The following is a 15,118-nucleotide window of genomic DNA, read 5'->3' on the forward strand; positions in this document are numbered from 1 at the left end:
TGCCGCCGTCATCGCTTCGCAGGAACCGGTATTGCCCGCCCTGGCCTGAGCCAGGGCCATCAATGCCATTATCCTGTTGGGATCTTTACAGCCATGCGTCTGGCGTCCACTCGGATAAAACTTTAGAAAAACGATATTGTGCGTAGCGGACCATATCACGATATAACGAACTTATACGCAGCTGGTTGGCCTCTTCATTAGACAGATTATTGAAATCAAGCAATACCGCTTTGTATGTATTAAAAGTTTGACTGCTTATCATATTTTCATCTAAAGAGTAAGCTTTAGCCAATAAAGCAAATGCATAACGTTTTAAAATTTTTGACGCATCAGGAATACCGTAAAAGACATTACTGTGAGAAATATTTGCAAATACGGCAGACAGACAGAAAAATATTTTAGACTTATCACTTTCACTGGCCTCTTTGAGATCCAGCATCGTTAATAGATTAGTGTAATGTTTTTCTTTCAAAGTATGCTGTTGCCATTGGTCTGAATCGGTCATCAAAGAGGAAAATAATGATTTAAATTCTGTCGGTTGATTATCCGATTCTGGCACAAAGTCTGTTTTTCGCATTATTGCTGACATAAATACATCACGAATATAACCTTTCAATCCAAGAGCATTGAGAATCAATTGGTGTTTCTTATTTTTCTGCGCATATTCCCATCCTTTTGCAAATAAAGGAAATGCACGCGTACAAATCGTTTCTGGATCATCTCTGACAACTTCATGGGTATCCTGCAAAGATGGATAAATAGAGTAATTATTCCAGATGGTCTTTTTCTTAGCTTCTGGCTCAAGCATTGAGATTAACGCCTGGTGCGATAAGTGCATTACTCGCCCGGAGTTATCGGATGATAACAGGATATAACATTTATTATCTTTATCTAACAATCCTTGCAGCTGATTGAAATTCAACTTTATTTCTTCAGTAACGAATTGTTTTATTTCAGGTAATACCTGATAATTGTGATAAAGGTCAAATGCTAAGTTTTTCTCTTCCACACTTCCGTTTTCAAAAAGCAAATCAATAAATTGAATAAATCTATAATTTTCAGAAACCATCAACTCTGGTCTCTTTAAAAAGAGAGCATGGAAAAAGTTAATTATTTCCGTATCGTTACTCAGATTTTTATTTCTGAAGTAGCACAGATACGTATCCAATGCGCGCATAACAAGTTCATGATCGCTATTAAGTGGGGATTTTAATAGTTTTGCTATTATGGACGATGGGAATGCTACCATGTCCCGCAGCGTGAAGAGTTCCATGCCATCAGTTAATTGCGTTAGCAAATCTTTTACTGTTTTTATGTTATCAGTATTATCATTGAAAGATTCGTCTGCCAGAGACTCTAGTTTTTCTATCATCCCCCCGATTACAAATATATCTTTTTCGCTCTCCACGTCATGATTAGACATATCATCGACGATATCTTTAACTTTACTATCACTTTCATATAGTTTTTCTCTCACAATATTATTAGCGTTTACTGCAGAAGTCGCATCATAATAGGATGGCGGAATAATAACAGAGAATTCGTTAGTGAATATAGAATGATATGCAAGATTATCATCATTCAATTTCTCACCAACGTTAAGCGAATTAATATCCCTCAGAATATGCGTCTCAATCTGACTGTCAAAAAGACTTTTAGAAAAACCACTACCTTCAGTCAGTTCAATTTTCATCCTGAGTATTTTATTTTTGAGGTCAGAAAATGTATTTACATAAGGAATAAAAACATCTGATGAATTAGAGTTATTTTTCTTTCCATTAATATTATCTATTCTGACGGTGATCCCTTTCTCATCACGATGAATTGCATTATTCATATTTATAGAGATCACATTTTCATGTCTGGATTGCCCGGTTTTAATCGTCATATTGATATCATTTGCGCTGATCTCCGAAATCTCACTGACGAATTTTTTAAATGCATTATAGCGCTGGTGGCCAGCATTAAATTTGCCAAATGAAACATAATATGCGAAGTGTTCAAGGAAACCATGTAATTCCAGTAAATTAACCGGGTCAGAACCCTGCACCATATTTAATAACATCGTCGCATAACCATTGCATTTTGAACAATCCATACACCGCTCCTTTGCACATGAATGATCTGCGGATCATAAGCCTGGCAAAATAGGGAATCTTACAGAAATCGCTCATTTTTTAACTTTTCGCACAGTAAACTCAGGATAACCTGGTTATGAAATTTTGCTGCTGCACCGCTCTAAACAGACTGGCGATCAATCTTTCTATCAATAAGCAGAAATGAGCGATTTTTGATAGTTAATTTAAATTATTTCATAGTAATACTTTCATAATCTATAGCTTGCACATAATGATTACTTATTATTTTTATGAATTTTAATTTGACGTATTAAAGGAGTTAATATGCGTAATTTGTTTGAGCAGTGGCCATTATTTAAACCTAACACACCAGGCAACTCCAACTATTTCCCTGACAACTTATCCATTACAGATATGGTTTTCTGGTTTGACAATAATGCCAAAAAACTGCTAGATGTTATTAAAAAAACAAAGAACCATGAACAAAAGCAGATGTTCATTCAGCATTTAACATCAACCTTATATAATAATAAGGTATTAAACAACCCTTATCATTTAGAACCGCAAAAAATTTCTAATGAGCAAATAGCCTTACCAATAATTAATATTTTATATGATAATTCTGACGTATTTCATAAAGAAAGTATTTTGTTTTTTCACAATTATTTATAAAAAATATCAAACTTTTTGATATAAATAGTCCGGAAGATTTAATGACTTTTGATAGCCCCGATGCATCTTCTATTTTTGATACCCGGGGGTACCTCTCGACGTATCATGTTCAGCCAGATTTACTCGATTATAAGAACAAAATAATCATCCTTTTGGTTAAAATTCTTAATCATATTAATGACAAAAATAGCAAATACAACACTGAGGAAAAGAAAGTTTTCTATAACAAGTTATTGGCACCACTACGCCATATAAATAACGACGGAAATAAAATATTGATATTAAATTATCTTATAACGAACATCTTTACCTCCACAAATTCAAATCCTGATAGTTTGCTCTTTGATGCCATACTGGATATTGCACATAACTCTGTTCACAGAGGATATTTAAATCAACATAGTTTAATCAGGCATCGCTGCGTCCAACACGCACTGATTAACATCATCTCAAAACAAACAGACATTGACTTAAAAATAAAATGGATAAAAGATATAGTTTTAGTGTTGAAGTTACAACATGATGATTTATCGAAATGTATCAGCCCACTGATTTTCGCTATTGAATCGATAAAAACAACTAGCATTAGCGATGCGACAATTAAATCCTCTTCACAAATATTAAAATTGCATAATTATATGGAGATGTGTTATACACTTTTTGATAGCTATCCAAATTTAATAACTGAATATAATGATTTATTCACGGATTGTATTTCTATTGTTACACAATACGATCTGAGAGGATATTTCAGCAGACTGTTTGAGATGATAGAGATTACCGACAATGAAACTAAAAAGAATACAACTGCTTTTTTAATTAGCAGAATTGAATCGCGGCATTTATATCAACCTAAAATTGCCGCTCAATCTTTGAAATTGTTATTGAATACAGATATTCCTTATGCATATTCATCATTGCTAACATTACTTAATATTCTACAAAAAACAGTTTATGAACCGGGGCATCTGGAGTTACTCGATAAAGTGTTAAAGTTATGTGCCAAAAATATTCAGGCGTCAGAATTTGACAGTTTATTGGAACTGCTAAAGATATATGGTAATGAAACGACTGCACACTTTATTTTGCTTAGGGAGATAGTCGGATACACTATAGACAATGAAAATAATAAAATCAGGGACAGAATCAAGCTAATACTGAATCACATATCTCATAATACTTTTCCAGATGATGAACAAACACTTTATGCAATAGCATGTTTATTCCAGACTTTCCCAGAATTTGTTTATGAATATCAACCAATGTTATTAACAATAATTCAGATAGCAAGAAGAAATAATTTCATTGCCATTTTAAATACACTAGATAGATCATAAAGCAAATTTATTAAAAACAATAAAATCAGACATGACATGCATGTCTGACCGTGTTACCTGAATAATGGGCAAAAGCCTGTGATACTCTTTTGCCCTTACATGGTATTACTGCGCAGCGGCAGGTTTACGCGGACGGCGACGGCGTTGTTGCTCGCCTGCCGGTTTGGCATCGCCGAGACGACGAGATGGTTTTTCTGCAGGCTTCGCGCTCGCAGATTTTGCGCCACCTTCAGCGCGGCGTGGTTGCTGTTGACCGCGACCACCGCCTTGTCCACGACCGCCGCCACGTTGCTGGCGACCATTCTGTATCGGTTCGGCCTTGATTGACGGGTCCGGCTCATAACCCGGAATCGCAATGCGTGGAATCTCTTTTTTCAGCAGTTTTTCGATATCACGCAGAAGTTTGTGTTCATCAACACACACCAGCGACAACGCTTCACCGGTAGCTGCCGCGCGACCGGTACGCCCGATACGGTGAACATAATCTTCCGGTACGTTTGGCAGCTCGTAGTTGACGACGTGCGGCAACTCTTCGATATCCAGACCGCGTGCAGCGATGTCAGTTGCCACCAGAACACGAATATCGCCCGATTTAAAATCGGCCAGTGCACGAGTACGCGCACCTTGCGATTTATTACCGTGGATCGCCGCACTGCGGATACCATCTTTATTGAGCTGTTCAGCCAGATGGTTAGCACCGTGTTTGGTACGGGTAAACACCAGCACCTGCTGCCAGTTCCCTTTACCAATCATGTGCGACAGTAATTCGCGTTTACGTTTCTTATCGACAAAGTGAACGTGCTGGGTCACCTGATCAGACGCGGTATTGCGGCGTGCCACTTCAATTTCCAGCGGGTTGTGCAACAGTTTTTCCGCCAGAGCTTTAATATCGTCAGAGAAGGTCGCGGAGAACAACAGGTTCTGGCGCTTCGCTGGCAGTTTTGTTAACACGCGACGGATATCGTGGATAAAGCCCATGTCGAGCATACGGTCAGCTTCATCGAGGACGAGAATTTCAACCTGATCCAGCTTCACTGCATTCTGATGTTCCAGGTCCAGCAAACGCCCCGGCGTTGCCACCAGCACATCAACGCCACCGCGCAGCTTCATCATCTGCGGGTTAATGCTGACGCCGCCAAACACCACCAGCGAACGAATATTCAGGTATTTGCTGTAATCACGGACGTTTTCGCCAATCTGTGCAGCCAGTTCACGGGTTGGGGTAAGAATGAGCGCACGTACCGGACGACGCCCTTTGGCGTGCGGCTGGCGAGTGATCAGGTGTTGCAACAGCGGCAGCGTAAAGCCCGCTGTTTTGCCGGTACCGGTCTGGGCACTGGCCATCAGGTCGCGGCCTTCCAGCACCGCAGGGATCGCCTGCTGCTGAATAGGGGTGGGTTCACGGTAACCCTGCTCGGCAACGGCGCGCAGGATATCAGGGCTTAACCCCAAAGAATCGAAAGACATAACTACTCCGAACCGCCCCGACCGTTACCGGTGTAGTTTTCAGGGAGATACTGAAAAGGAAAATGACAAAAACCACAATGTCATGAGGGGGCGGAGTGTAGCAGTTTTTGTGACACAGCGCATAAATTATCCCTGTGACTGGCGTAGCTAAAATTCTTAGCCATACTGGACAACTCCCATATGGAGTCATAATCTTAATCAATCATTTGATTAAGAATGGACTGTGCGATGAATAATCCAGCCATGACAATCAAGGGTGAACAGGCGAAAAAACAGCTGATTGCTGCCGCACTGGCGCAGTTTGGTGAATATGGAATGAACGCCACCACCCGCGAGATAGCCGCCCAGGCCGGGCAGAATATCGCTGCCATCACCTACTACTTCGGTTCGAAAGAAGATTTGTATCTCGCCTGCGCCCAGTGGATTGCCGATTTTATTGGCGAGCAGTTCCGTCCGCACGCTGAAGAAGCCGAACGCTTGTTCGCACAACCACAGCCGGATCGCGCAGCTATTCGTGAACTGATCCTTCGCGCCTGCAGGAACATGATTAAGCTGCTCACCCAGGATGACACCGTCAACCTCAGCAAGTTTATCTCCCGTGAGCAACTCTCTCCTACGGCAGCCTACCACCTGGTGCATGAACAGGTGATTAGCCCGCTACACAGCCACCTTACACGCCTGATTGCCGCCTGGACCGGCTGCGACGCCAACGACACCCGCATGATCCTCCATACCCATGCGTTGATTGGTGAGATTCTGGCGTTTCGTCTTGGCAAAGAAACTATTTTGTTACGTACCGGCTGGACCGCGTTCGATGAAGAAAAGACCGAACTGATCAACCAGACGGTGACCTGTCATATCGACCTGATTTTGCAAGGATTATCGCAAAGGAGTTTGTAGTGATGAAAAAACCTGTCGTGATCGGACTGGCGGTAGTGGTACTTGCCGCCGTGGTTGCCGGAGGCTACTGGTGGTATCAAAGCCGCCAGGATAACGGCCTGACGCTGTATGGCAACGTGGATATTCGCACCGTGAATCTTAGCTTCCGTGTCGGTGGTCGCGTTGAATCGCTGGCCGTAGACGAAGGTGATGCGATTAAAGCGGGCCAGGTGCTGGGTGAACTGGATCATAAGCCGTATGAAATTGCCCTGATGCAGGCAAAAGCGGGTGTTTCGGTGGCACAGGCGCAGTATGACCTGATGCTTGCCGGGTATCGCGATGAAGAAATCGCTCAGGCCGCCGCCGCCGTAAAACAGGCGCAGGCCGCATATGACTATGCGCAGAACTTCTACAACCGCCAGCAAGGGTTGTGGAAAAGTCGCACTATTTCGGCAAACGACCTGGAAAATGCCCGCTCCTCGCGCGACCAGGCGCAGGCAACGCTGAAATCAGCACAGGATAAATTGCGTCAGTATCGCTCCGGTAATCGTGAACAGGACATCGCCCAGGCGAAAGCCAGTCTCGAACAGGCGCAGGCGCAACTGGCGCAGGCGGAGCTGAATTTACAGGACTCAACGTTAATAGCACCGTCTGATGGCACGCTGTTAACCCGCGCGGTAGAGCCTGGCACGGTGCTCAATGAAGGTGGCACAGTCTTTACCGTCTCACTGACACGTCCGGTGTGGGTGCGCGCTTATGTTGATGAACGTAATCTCGACCAGGCCCAGCCGGGGCGCAAAGTGCTGCTTTATACCGACGGTCGCCCGGACAAGCCGTATCACGGGCAGATTGGTTTCGTTTCACCGACTGCTGAATTTACCCCAAAAACCGTCGAAACGCCGGATCTGCGTACCGACCTCGTCTATCGCCTGCGTATTGTGGTGACCGACGCCGATGATGCCTTACGCCAGGGAATGCCAGTGACGGTGCAATTCGGTAACGAGGCAGGACATGAATGATGCCGTTATTACGCTGAACGGTCTGGAAAAACGCTTTCCGGGCATGGACAAGCCCGCCGCCGCGCCGCTCGACTGTACCATTCATGCTGGTTATGTAACGGGGCTGGTGGGGCCGGATGGCGCAGGTAAAACCACACTGATGCGGATGCTGGCGGGATTACTGAAACCCGATAGCGGCAGCGCCACGGTGATTGGCTTTGATCCGATCAAAAACGACGGCGCGCTGCACGCCGTTCTCGGCTATATGCCGCAGAAATTCGGCCTGTATGAAGATCTCACGGTGATGGAGAACCTCAATCTGTACGCGGATTTGCGCAGCGTCACTGGCGAGGCACGTAAGCAGACTTTTGCTCGCCTGCTGGAGTTTACGTCTCTCGGTCCGTTTACCGGACGCCTGGCGGGCAAGCTCTCTGGTGGGATGAAGCAAAAACTCGGCCTGGCCTGTACGCTGGTGGGCGAACCGAAAGTGTTGCTGCTCGATGAACCTGGCGTCGGCGTTGACCCTATCTCACGCCGCGAATTGTGGCAGATGGTGCATGAGCTGGCAGGCGAAGGGATGTTAATCCTCTGGAGTACCTCGTATCTTGACGAAGCCGAACAGTGCCGTGACGTGTTACTGATGAACGAAGGCGAGTTGCTGTATCAGGGAGAACCGACGGCCCTGACGCAAACCATGGCCGGACGTAGCTTTCTGATGACCAGCCCGCACGAGGGCAACCGCAAATTGTTGCAACGCGCCTTGAAACTGCCACAGGTGAGCGACGGCATGATTCAGGGGAAATCGGTACGTCTGATCCTCAAAAAAGAGGCCACACCAGACGATATTCGCCACGCCGACGGGATGCCAGAAATCGACATCAGCCAAACCACGCCCCGCTTTGAAGATGCGTTTATTGATTTGCTGGGCGGAGCTGGAACCTCGGAATCACCGCTGGGCGCAATATTGCATACGGTGGAAGGTACACCTGGCGAGACGGTGATCGAAGCGAAAGAGCTGACCAAAAAGTTTGGCGATTTTGCCGCCACCGATCACGTCAACTTTGCCGTCAAACGCGGTGAAATCTTTGGTTTGCTCGGGCCAAACGGCGCAGGGAAATCGACCACCTTTAAGATGATGTGCGGCTTGTTGGTACCGACCTCTGGCCAGGCGCTGGTGCTGGGTATGGATCTGAAAGAGAGTTCTGGCAAAGCGCGCCAGCATCTCGGCTATATGGCGCAAAAGTTTTCGCTCTATGGCAACCTGACGGTCGAACAGAATTTACGCTTTTTTTCTGGTGTGTATGGCTTACGCGGGCGGGCGCAGAACGAAAAAATCGCCCGTATGAGTGAGGCGTTCGGCCTGAAAAGTATCGCTTCCCACGCGACCGATGAACTGCCCTTAGGTTTTAAACAGCGTCTGGCGCTGGCCTGTTCGCTGATGCATGAACCGGACATTCTGTTTCTCGATGAACCGACGTCCGGCGTTGATCCCCTCACCCGCCGTGAATTTTGGTTGCATATCAACAGCATGGTAGAGAAAGGCGTCACGGTAATGGTCACCACCCACTTTATGGATGAAGCAGAATATTGTGACCGCATCGGCCTGGTGTATCGTGGGAAATTAATCGCCAGCGGCACGCCAGATGATTTGAAAGCGCAGTCGGCCAACGACGAGCAACCCGATCCCACAATGGAGCAGGCCTTTATTCAGTTGATCCACGACTGGGATAAGGAGCATGGCAATGAGTAATCCGATCCTGTCCTGGCGTCGCGTGCAGGCGCTGTGCGTCAAAGAGACACGGCAGATCGTTCGCGATCCGAGTAGCTGGCTGATTGCAGTGGTGATCCCACTGTTGCTGCTGTTTATATTTGGCTACGGCATTAACCTCGACTCCAGCAAGCTGCGGGTTGGGATTTTGCTGGAACAGCGTAGCGAAGCGGCGCTGGATTTCACCCATACCATGACCGGTTCGCCCTACATCGACGCCACCATCAGCGATAACCGTCAGGAATTAATCGCCAAAATGCAGGCGGGAAAAATTCGTGGCCTGGTGGTGATTCCGGTGGATTTCGCCGAACAGATGGAGCGCGCCAACGCTACCGCGCCGATTCAGGTGATCACCGACGGCAGTGAGCCGAATACCGCTAACTTTGTGCAAGGTTATGTCGAAGGGATCTGGCAGATCTGGCAAATGCAGCGGGCAGAGGACAACGGGCAGACTTTTGAACCACTTATCGACGTCCAGACTCGCTACTGGTTTAACCCGGCGGCGATTAGCCAGCACTTTATTATCCCCGGTGCGGTAACCATCATCATGACGGTTATCGGCGCGATTCTCACCTCGCTGGTGGTGGCGCGGGAGTGGGAACGCGGCACCATGGAGGCGTTACTCTCTACGGAGATAACCCGCACGGAACTGTTGCTGTGTAAGCTGATCCCTTATTACTTCCTCGGGATGCTGGCGATGCTGCTGTGTATGCTGGTGTCGGTGTTTATTCTCGGCGTGCCGTATCGCGGGTCACTGCTGATTCTGTTTTTTATCTCCAGCCTGTTTTTACTCAGTACCCTGGGGATGGGGCTACTAATTTCTACGATTACCCGCAACCAGTTCAATGCCGCTCAGGTCGCCCTGAACGCCGCGTTTCTGCCGTCGATTATGCTTTCCGGCTTTATTTTTCAGCTCGACAGTATGCCCGCGGTGATCCGCGCGGTGACGTACATTATTCCCGCACGTTATTTCGTCAGCACCCTGCAAAGCCTGTTCCTCGCCGGGAATATTCCAGTGGTGCTGGTGGTGAACGTGCTGTTTTTGATCGCTTCGGCGGTGATGTTTATCGGCCTGACGTGGCTAAAAACCAAACGTCGGCTGGATTAGGGAGAAGAGCATGTTTCATCGCTTATGGACGTTAATCCGCAAAGAGTTGCAGTCGCTGCTGCGCGAACCGCAAACCCGCGCGATTCTGATTTTGCCCGTGCTGATTCAGGTGATCCTGTTCCCGTTCGCCGCCACGCTGGAAGTGACTAACGCCACCATCGCCATCTACGATGAAGATAACGGCGAACATTCGGTAGAACTTACTCAACGTTTTGCCCGCGCCAGCGCCTTTACCCACGTGCTGCTGCTGAAAAGCCCACAGGAGATCCGCCCAACCATCGACACGCAAAAGGCGTTATTGTTGGTGCGTTTCCCGGCTGATTTCTCACGCAAATTGGATACCTTCCAGACCGCGCCATTGCAGTTGATCCTCGACGGACGCAACTCCAACAGTGCGCAAATTGCCGCCAACTACCTGCAACAGATCGTCAAAAATTATCAGCAGGAGCTGCTGGAAGGAAAACCGAAACCTAACAACAGCGAGCTGGTGGTACGCAACTGGTATAACCCGAATCTCGACTACAAATGGTTTGTGGTGCCGTCGCTGATCGCCATGATCACCACTATCGGCGTAATGATCGTCACTTCACTTTCCGTCGCCCGCGAACGTGAACAGGGTACGCTCGATCAGTTACTGGTTTCTCCCCTCACCACCTGGCAGATATTCATCGGCAAAGCCGTACCGGCATTAATTGTCGCCACCTTCCAGGCCACCATTGTGCTGGCGATTGGTATCTGGGCGTATCAAATCCCCTTCGCCGGATCGCTGGCGCTATTCTACTTTACGATGGTGATTTACGGTTTATCGCTGGTGGGATTCGGTCTGTTGATTTCGTCACTCTGTTCAACGCAACAGCAGGCGTTTATCGGCGTGTTTGTCTTTATGATGCCCGCCATTCTCCTTTCCGGTTACGTTTCGCCAGTGGAAAACATGCCAGTATGGCTGCAAAACCTGACGTGGATTAACCCTATTCGCCACTTTACGGACATTACCAAGCAGATTTATTTGAAGGATGCGAGTCTGGATATTGTGTGGAATAGTTTGTGGCCGCTACTGGTGATAACGGCCACGACAGGGTCAGCGGCGTACGCGATGTTTAGACGCAAGGTGATGTAACTTCTTATCTTTCGCCAGCAAAGACACTACCGCCGGGCCAGCAAGGATTGCCAGCCCTGCAATTGCCAGCAAAAAGTTGTTTTCCAGTACGCGGGACAACAGCCACAGCACAATCAGCGCTGCGCCAAAATACCAGGTCGTAGTCAGCTCTTCCAGCACGTCTGCCACCTCACGCCAGCGTTGCTCGGGGTGGCGCTGAAACACCAGCATCATCACTACCGTGACACAATACAGTGCGCATAATCCCACGCCGACGTGAACCAGAGTCTTACTCATCCAGCCCACCACCAGCAGCGCCACTACCAGTAAATGCAACATAATCTGCCAGCAACTTAGACCCGTTGCGACACGAACACGTTGTTGCCACTTCATGGCTTCTCTCCTGAAGAATTTATCTCTACTTACTCAGAGTACCGAACTTTACGGAAAATTCCGTAAGACCGCACCTTTTTGTGACGCCGACTACACTATTTCAATGAGATAAGAGGCAAAGACAGGAAAATTATGCCCGATCAAACACAACAATTTTCGTTCAAGGTGCTCACCATCAACATTCACAAAGGCTTTACCGCGTTTAACCGACGCTTCATTTTGCCGGAACTTCGCGACGCCGTGCGTACCGTCAGTGCCGATATTGTTTGCCTGCAAGAAGTGATGGGTGCGCACGAAGTTCATCCGCTGCATGTGGAAAACTGGCCCGATACCTCGCACTACGAGTTTCTCGCCGACACTATGTGGAGCGATTTTGCCTACGGTCGCAATGCGGTGTACCCGGAAGGGCATCATGGAAACGCCGTACTGTCACGCTATCCCATTGAACATTATGAGAATCGTGATGTTTCAATCGATGGTGCGGAAAAGCGCGGCGTGCTCTACTGCCGTATTGTGCCGCCGATGACCGGGAAAGCGATTCATGTGATGTGCGTACATCTGGGCCTGCGTGAAGCGCACCGTCAGGCGCAGCTTGCGATGCTCGCTGAATGGGTGAATGAGCTGCCGGACGGCGAACCGGTATTAGTGGCGGGTGATTTCAACGACTGGCGGCAAAAAGCCAATCATCCCTTAAAAGTGCAGGCCGGGCTGGATGAGATATTTACCCGCGCCCACGGACGCCCGGCGCGTACGTTTCCGGTGCAATTTCCTCTACTACGACTGGACAGGATCTACATCAAAAATGCCAGCGCCAGCGCGCCAACCGCGTTGCCGCTGCGGACATGGCGACACCTTTCTGATCATGCCCCTTTAAGTGCGGAGATTCATTTATGAAATGTAGCTGGCGCGAAGGCAATAAGATCCAGTTGCTGGAAAACGGCGAGCAATATTATCCCGCGGTGTTTAAGGCGATTGGCGAGGCGCAAGAACGCATCATCCTTGAAACGTTTATCTGGTTTGAGGATGACGTCGGCAAACAGCTGCATGCGGCGCTACTGTCAGCAGCGCAACGCGGGGTAAAAGCGGAAGTCTTGCTGGATGGCTACGGTTCACCGGATCTCAGCGATGAGTTTGTCAATGAACTGACGGCAGCTGGCGTGGTGTTCCGCTACTACGATCCCCGCCCTCGCCTTTTTGGTATGCGCACCAATGTGTTTCGCCGGATGCATCGCAAAATTGTGGTGATCGACGCACGTATCGCCTTTATTGGTGGGCTGAATTACTCCGCCGAGCATATGTCCAGCTACGGTCCAGAGGCTAAACAGGATTACGCAGTGCGCCTTGAAGGGCCGATTGTCGAAGATATTCTCCAGTTTGAACTGGAAAACCTGCCAGGACACAGCGCAGCACGACGCTGGTGGCGACGTCATCACAAAGCGGAAGAAAACCGCCAGCCGGGAGAAGCGCAGGTATTATTAGTTTGGCGCGATAACGAAGAACATCGCGATGATATCGAACGCCACTATCTGAAAATGCTCACTCAGGCGCGTCGGGAAGTGATTATCGCCAACGCCTACTTCTTTCCTGGCTATCGATTTTTGCACGCCTTACGTAAAGCGGCACGGCGCGGGGTGCGGATCAAACTGATCATTCAGGGCGAACCGGATATGCCCATTGTCAGAGTCGGCGCGCGTTTACTGTACAACTATCTGGTTAAAGGCGGCGTTCAGGTATTTGAGTACCGCCGTCGCCCGCTCCACGGTAAAGTGGCATTGATGGACGATCACTGGGCGACGGTAGGGTCCAGTAATCTCGATCCGCTCAGTTTGTCGCTAAATCTCGAAGCAAACGTCATCATTCACGATCGTAATTTTAACCAGACGCTACGCGATAATCTGAACGGCATCATCGCTGCCGACTGTCAACAAGTGGATGAATCCATGCTGCCGAAACGCACCTGGTGGAACCTGACCAAAAGCGTGCTGGCATTCCATTTTTTGCGCCACTTCCCGGCGCTGGTGGGCTGGCTTCCGGCGCACACGCCGCGTCTGGCGCAAGTTGATCCCCCCGCACAACCGACGATGGAAACTCAGGATCGGATAGAAACTGAAAATACGGGGGTGAAACCCTGATGAGTAAATCACGCCCGCGCTGGCGCTTAGCAAAGAAGATCCTCACCTGGCTGTTTTTTATCGCAGTGATTGTGTTGCTGGTGATCTACGCCAAAAAGGTAGACTGGGAAGAGGTCTGGAAGGTCATCCGCGATTACAATCGCGTTGCGTTGCTCAGTGCGATTGGGCTGGTGGTCGTCAGCTATCTGATATATGGCTGCTATGATCTGCTCGCCCGCTTCTACTGCGGTCATAAACTGGCAAAGCGCCAGGTGATGCTGGTGTCGTTTATCTGCTACGCCTTCAACCTGACGCTCAGTACCTGGGTCGGCGGCATTGGTATGCGCTATCGTTTGTACTCCCGGCTAGGGTTACCGGGCAGCACTATTACGCGGATTTTCTCGCTCAGTATTACCACCAACTGGCTGGGCTATATTTTGCTGGCCGGGATTATCTTTACCGCAGGCGTGGTGGAGCTGCCGGATCACTGGTATGTCGATCAAACTACGCTGCGTATTCTCGGCATCGGCTTACTGCTGATTATCGCGGTTTATTTGTGGTTTTGCGCTTTCGCGAAGCACCGCCATATGACCATCAAAGGGCAAAAGCTGGTGCTGCCTTCATGGAAATTCGCCCTCGCCCAGATGCTGATTTCCAGCGTTAACTGGATGGTAATGGGAGCGATTATCTGGCTGTTGCTGGGTCAAAACGTGAACTATTTCTTTGTACTGGGCGTGTTGCTGGTAAGCAGTATTGCCGGGGTAATTGTGCATATTCCAGCAGGAATTGGGGTGCTGGAAGCGGTGTTTATTGCGCTACTGGCAGGGGAACATACATCAAAAGGAACGATTATCGCCGCCCTGCTCGCTTACCGTGTTCTGTATTACTTTATCCCACTGCTGCTGGCGCTGATCTGTTACCTGTTACTGGAAAGCCAGGCGAAGAAGCTACGGGCGAAAAATGAAGCGGCGATGTGAAGTTTAGTTAAGTTCTTTTGGTTTAAGTTCGGGATGCTGTTTATAGATGGGGTTCATGATATCGATTAACATGCGCCCCATAATTTCCCCGACGGCGGAACGATAAATATTAAGCTCAGATTCATCGCAAGCTTGCTGAACATATAATACTGATGCATCTAATTGAGAACCAATATTGAGCATTAATGCGCTGATATCTGCTGCCAGAGTTTTATCTTTGAACATTTTATAAAC

General features: G+C 48.1%; 14 protein-coding genes. 10 read left to right on the forward strand and 4 right to left on the reverse strand.

The window, feature by feature from the left end; all coding sequences use genetic code 11:
• Nucleotides 1-85 precede the first annotated feature (85 nt).
• The gene (locus AABJ99_RS15745; protein WP_338387372.1) at nt 86-2,098 is read right to left on the reverse strand and encodes a type III effector; all 2,013 of its coding nucleotides are present in this window, start codon (nt 2,096-2,098) and stop codon (nt 86-88) included.
• 304 nt (nt 2,099-2,402) lie between these two features.
• Here AABJ99_RS15745 and AABJ99_RS15750 point away from each other — a divergent pair, with 304 nt between their 5' ends.
• Together AABJ99_RS15750 and AABJ99_RS15755 are read left to right on the forward strand one after the other, a co-directional pair.
• Complete coding sequence (locus AABJ99_RS15750) at nt 2,403-2,750, forward strand: hypothetical protein (RefSeq protein ID WP_247146429.1); 348 nt, start codon at nt 2,403-2,405, stop codon at nt 2,748-2,750.
• A gap of 41 nt (nt 2,751-2,791) precedes the next feature.
• Nucleotides 2,792-4,087 (forward strand): hypothetical protein, encoded by a 1,296-nt coding sequence (locus tag AABJ99_RS15755; protein WP_338387577.1) that lies wholly within the window; start codon nt 2,792-2,794, stop codon nt 4,085-4,087.
• Nucleotides 4,088-4,192: 105 nt separating this feature from the next.
• On the opposite strand, the gene rhlE is transcribed toward AABJ99_RS15755, so the two are convergent.
• A complete protein-coding gene (rhlE, locus tag AABJ99_RS15760; RefSeq protein ID WP_000007113.1) occupies nt 4,193-5,554 on the reverse strand; it encodes an ATP-dependent RNA helicase RhlE in 1,362 nt (453 codons plus the stop codon).
• A 228-nt stretch (nt 5,555-5,782) separates the two neighbouring features.
• On the opposite strand from rhlE, the gene cecR reads away from it, so the two are divergent.
• The 5 genes from cecR to ybhR are packed head-to-tail and all read left to right on the forward strand — an operon-like array spanning nt 5,783 to nt 11,424.
• The gene (gene cecR / locus AABJ99_RS15765; RefSeq protein ID WP_001296991.1) at nt 5,783-6,454 is read left to right on the forward strand and encodes a DNA-binding transcriptional regulator CecR; all 672 of its coding nucleotides are present in this window, start codon (nt 5,783-5,785) and stop codon (nt 6,452-6,454) included.
• Nucleotides 6,455-6,456: 2 nt separating this feature from the next.
• Nucleotides 6,457-7,452, forward strand: coding sequence for a secretion protein HlyD (gene hlyD, locus AABJ99_RS15770; RefSeq protein WP_001296990.1), 996 nt, complete (start codon nt 6,457-6,459; stop codon nt 7,450-7,452).
• Nucleotides 7,445-9,181: an ATP-binding cassette domain-containing protein gene (ybhF, locus tag AABJ99_RS15775; protein WP_039021136.1), complete on the forward strand. Its 1,737-nt coding sequence runs from the start codon at nt 7,445-7,447 to the stop codon at nt 9,179-9,181. Before hlyD ends, ybhF begins: the two co-directional genes overlap by 8 nt.
• Nucleotides 9,174-10,307: an ABC transporter permease gene (ybhS, locus tag AABJ99_RS15780; protein WP_338387373.1), complete on the forward strand. Its 1,134-nt coding sequence runs from the start codon at nt 9,174-9,176 to the stop codon at nt 10,305-10,307. The genes ybhF and ybhS overlap by 8 nt, the downstream gene beginning before the upstream one ends.
• Nucleotides 10,308-10,317: 10 nt before the next feature.
• Nucleotides 10,318-11,424 carry an ABC transporter permease gene (gene ybhR / locus AABJ99_RS15785; protein ID WP_000469031.1) on the forward strand — a complete coding sequence of 369 codons (1,107 nt, stop codon included), beginning with the start codon at nt 10,318-10,320 and terminating at the stop codon, nt 11,422-11,424.
• Here ybhR and ybhQ read toward each other — a convergent pair.
• Nucleotides 11,386-11,796 (reverse strand): YbhQ family protein, encoded by a 411-nt coding sequence (ybhQ, locus tag AABJ99_RS15790; RefSeq protein ID WP_000871981.1) that lies wholly within the window; start codon nt 11,794-11,796, stop codon nt 11,386-11,388. The genes ybhR and ybhQ overlap by 39 nt on opposite strands.
• A gap of 132 nt (nt 11,797-11,928) precedes the next feature.
• Here ybhQ and ybhP point away from each other — a divergent pair, with 132 nt between their 5' ends.
• The 3 genes from ybhP to ybhN are packed head-to-tail and all read left to right on the forward strand — an operon-like array spanning nt 11,929 to nt 14,884.
• Nucleotides 11,929-12,690, forward strand: coding sequence for an endonuclease/exonuclease/phosphatase family protein (gene ybhP, locus AABJ99_RS15795; protein WP_032183788.1), 762 nt, complete (start codon nt 11,929-11,931; stop codon nt 12,688-12,690).
• On the forward strand, nt 12,687-13,928 hold the full coding sequence (clsB, locus tag AABJ99_RS15800; protein WP_039021607.1) for a cardiolipin synthase ClsB: 1,242 nt from the start codon (nt 12,687-12,689) through the stop codon (nt 13,926-13,928). The genes ybhP and clsB overlap by 4 nt, the downstream gene beginning before the upstream one ends.
• Complete coding sequence (gene ybhN / locus AABJ99_RS15805) at nt 13,928-14,884, forward strand: lysylphosphatidylglycerol synthase domain-containing protein (protein WP_039021608.1); 957 nt, start codon at nt 13,928-13,930, stop codon at nt 14,882-14,884. The genes clsB and ybhN overlap by 1 nt, the downstream gene beginning before the upstream one ends.
• A 3-nt stretch (nt 14,885-14,887) precedes the next feature.
• On the opposite strand, the gene AABJ99_RS15810 is transcribed toward ybhN, so the two are convergent.
• The gene (locus tag AABJ99_RS15810) at nt 14,888-15,109 is read right to left on the reverse strand and encodes a hypothetical protein (RefSeq protein WP_000471748.1); all 222 of its coding nucleotides are present in this window, start codon (nt 15,107-15,109) and stop codon (nt 14,888-14,890) included.
• Nucleotides 15,110-15,118 lie beyond the last annotated feature (9 nt).

Origin of the sequence: Escherichia coli (genome assembly GCF_036503815.1) — a bacterium.
Taxonomy (GTDB): domain Bacteria; phylum Pseudomonadota; class Gammaproteobacteria; order Enterobacterales; family Enterobacteriaceae; genus Escherichia; species Escherichia coli_F.

Coding starts and splice junctions, on each gene's coding strand:
- AABJ99_RS15745 (WP_338387372.1), bottom strand. CDS start 2,098: ATGGATTGTTCAAAATGCAATGGTTATGCGACGATGTTATTAAATATG.
- AABJ99_RS15750 (WP_247146429.1), top strand. CDS start 2,403: ATGCGTAATTTGTTTGAGCAGTGGCCATTATTTAAACCTAACACACCA.
- AABJ99_RS15755 (WP_338387577.1), top strand. CDS start 2,792: ATGACTTTTGATAGCCCCGATGCATCTTCTATTTTTGATACCCGGGGG.
- rhlE (WP_000007113.1), bottom strand. CDS start 5,554: ATGTCTTTCGATTCTTTGGGGTTAAGCCCTGATATCCTGCGCGCCGTT.
- cecR (WP_001296991.1), top strand. CDS start 5,783: ATGAATAATCCAGCCATGACAATCAAGGGTGAACAGGCGAAAAAACAG.
- hlyD (WP_001296990.1), top strand. CDS start 6,457: ATGAAAAAACCTGTCGTGATCGGACTGGCGGTAGTGGTACTTGCCGCC.
- ybhF (WP_039021136.1), top strand. CDS start 7,445: ATGAATGATGCCGTTATTACGCTGAACGGTCTGGAAAAACGCTTTCCG.
- ybhS (WP_338387373.1), top strand. CDS start 9,174: ATGAGTAATCCGATCCTGTCCTGGCGTCGCGTGCAGGCGCTGTGCGTC.
- ybhR (WP_000469031.1), top strand. CDS start 10,318: ATGTTTCATCGCTTATGGACGTTAATCCGCAAAGAGTTGCAGTCGCTG.
- ybhQ (WP_000871981.1), bottom strand. CDS start 11,796: ATGAAGTGGCAACAACGTGTTCGTGTCGCAACGGGTCTAAGTTGCTGG.
- ybhP (WP_032183788.1), top strand. CDS start 11,929: ATGCCCGATCAAACACAACAATTTTCGTTCAAGGTGCTCACCATCAAC.
- clsB (WP_039021607.1), top strand. CDS start 12,687: ATGAAATGTAGCTGGCGCGAAGGCAATAAGATCCAGTTGCTGGAAAAC.
- ybhN (WP_039021608.1), top strand. CDS start 13,928: ATGAGTAAATCACGCCCGCGCTGGCGCTTAGCAAAGAAGATCCTCACC.
- AABJ99_RS15810 (WP_000471748.1), bottom strand. CDS start 15,109: ATGTTCAAAGATAAAACTCTGGCAGCAGATATCAGCGCATTAATGCTC.